We start from the raw sequence: 2352 nt of genomic DNA, 5'->3' as shown, positions 1-2352 counted from the left end.
GCACCCTCCGCAGCCGCCCCCGCAGCCGCTCCCCCCGCAGCCCCCGCCGTCGCCCCCGCAGCCGCCGGTGGCCGCGGCGCCCGTGCCGGTGGTGGCCGCAGTGCCCCGCGTGGTCCGCTTGCGCCACGTGGGCGGGTCGTACGTACGGAACCGCTCCCGCTCCCGTTCCCGACGCCGTTCCAGGGTCTTCTCGTAGGAGACGCCGGCCGGGATCCACCGGTCGAGCCCGTGCCGTCGGCGTGGCAGCAGGGCGGCTGCCGTGACGGAGGCTGAGATGCCGGCTCCGCCGTGGACCGCGTACTCCAGGACCACCTCGGCGCCGTCGTACGGGGCCCCGTACAGGACGGCCTCGAAGGGCTCGGCGCGGGCGTCCATGTCGTGCAGTCCGCGCGGGAGGGATCCCTCCGCCCCGCGCGCGAGCAGCCGTACGGAGCCGAGCGTGTCCTCGCGGCGCGGCCGGTACGGGATCAGCGGCCGCCCCGCGATCGTGTCGGCGTCCGGGTAGAGCCAGAAGTGCCCCGACGGGGCGGCCCGTACGCCGACCAGCAGCACGGGCTGCGGTGCCCGGTGCAGGCGCCGCGCGGCCAGGTCGGCGCTCCAGCCCGCGCCCAGCAGCGTGCTCCCGAGGACCAGCAGGGGCAGGGCGAAGCACTGCTGGCCGACGGCGTCGTACGGGTGGGGGCCGCCGTGCGCGCCGAAGTCGCCCAGGATCCCGTCGAGGAGGATGCCCGCGCCGACGAGGCAGAGGAAGGCACCGCCCAGGAGGCGCCCGTTGCCGCGCCGGTCGTGCCCGGTCGGCAGTCGGGCGGGGAGCGGGAAACGGGCCGGGCCGGCCGCTGCGCGGGCGAGCAGGGTCTGCCGCCGGCGGGCCCGCAGCCGCAGGGCCGCCCCGGTCAGCGCCCACAGCGACAGCAGGCAGACGAGGAACAGCCCGGTCCGGCCCGCGGTGTCGGCGGCGGGGCGTGCGGGAAGGGTGACGGCCGACTCCACCGCGAGCAGCGTCGCGGACACGACGGTCGCCCCCGGCAGGTACCGGTACCAGAGCGGCAGCGCCACGAGCAGCAGCCCGTCGGGATAGGCCCGCCACGCCGTCCCGGCCGGTGGGCCCGGTGCGTCGTTCCAGCCGGGTGCGTCGTTCCGGAGGATCAGGGTGAGCGCGAGGGCGACGAGGAAGCCGAGGATCCGGCTTCCGGCGCCGGGTGCGAAGACGGCCGGGGCACGTGCCGCGCGCCAGCGCTCGCCTGCCTCGACTCCCCACGTTCCGATGTCACTTGCCGGCGTCGCCCCGGTGGGCAGGTGCTTGGCATAGGCGGTCACCGGCCCAGTATGGGAGCGCCCGGGCCACGGCGGAACGGGGATTCCCGCCCGGCCGTCGCGGGGTCAGCCCGCGACGGGTGCGCCGTGTTCCCGTCCGGCGAGCAGTCGGCTCTCGGCGTAGCGCAGGGCCGCCGCCGACAGCGCGGACGTCCTCCCGCTGTGCAGGACGGTCAGCCCGCCGGTAGGGGGCAGACCGGGTGCGGGCTCGGCGCCGATGCGGCGCAGGGCCTGGACGGCGACGGCCTCGGCGGAACCGTGGTAGGTCAGCTCGGCGCCGCCGGTGCGCGCGGCGAGGGCGGCCCGGATGGCTTCCTCGACCAGCTCGTAGTGGGTGCAGCCGAGGACCACGTCGGTGACGTCGACCGGGGTGAGCGCCGCGGCGGCCTCGACCGTCCGGACGATGGCGGCCTCGTCGGCGGCCTCGACGGCGTCGGCGAGCCCGGGGCAGGGCACCTCGGTGACCCGGGCCCCGGCGGCGAAGTCACGGATCAGCCCGCGCTGGTACGGGCTGCCGGTGGTGGCGGGGGTGGCCCAGATCGCCACGCGCCCGCCGGCCGCGGCGGCGGGCTTGATCGCCGGCACGGTTCCGATGACGGGGATGCCGGGCTCCAGCTCGGCCCGCAGGGTGTCCAGGGAGTGCACGGAGGCGGTGTTGCAGGCGACGATCAGCGCGTCCGGGCGCAGGGCCGCGGCGGCCCGGGCGACGCCGCGGGCGCGCTCGGTCAGGTCGGCGGGCGTGCGCGGCCCCCAGGGCATCCCGTCGGGATCCGAGGACAGCAGCAGATCGGCGTCGGGCCGCAGCCGACGCGTGGCGGCGGCCGCAGCGAGGAGGCCGATTCCGGAGTCCATGAGGGCGATCTTCACCTGGTCACCTTAGTCGACGCCCCGCCCCCGTCCGGGCCGCACACCCTCCGCCGGTCGGGCGGCCCGCCGCCCCGAGGGCCGCCGGGACGGCCTGGAGCCCGACGGCGCCCCATGTCGAAGGCCCGCCGCCGCGGCCGTAAACCCGGCGCCGCCGGGGGCCGGGTCCCGGCG

General features: G+C 77.9%; 2 protein-coding genes. Both read right to left on the bottom strand.

What is annotated here, in order from left to right:
- Window positions 1–1317: hypothetical protein (locus ACEPPI_RS40320; protein ID WP_373920213.1), on the bottom strand; the 1317-nt coding region annotated here is incomplete at its 3' end.
- Window positions 1318–1380: 63 nt separating this feature from the next.
- Window positions 1381–2181 carry a glutamate racemase gene (locus ACEPPI_RS40315; protein WP_373920212.1) on the bottom strand — a complete coding sequence of 267 codons (801 nt, stop codon included), beginning with the start codon at window positions 2179–2181 and terminating at the stop codon, window positions 1381–1383.
- Between the last annotated feature and the right edge of the window lie 171 nt (window positions 2182–2352).

It is taken from the genome of Streptomyces sp. AB3(2024), from assembly GCF_041862025.1.
GTDB lineage: Bacteria > Actinomycetota > Actinomycetes > Streptomycetales > Streptomycetaceae > Streptomyces.
Note: the sequence above shows the minus strand (reverse complement) of the source record. Positions and strands in the feature narration are given on the sequence as shown.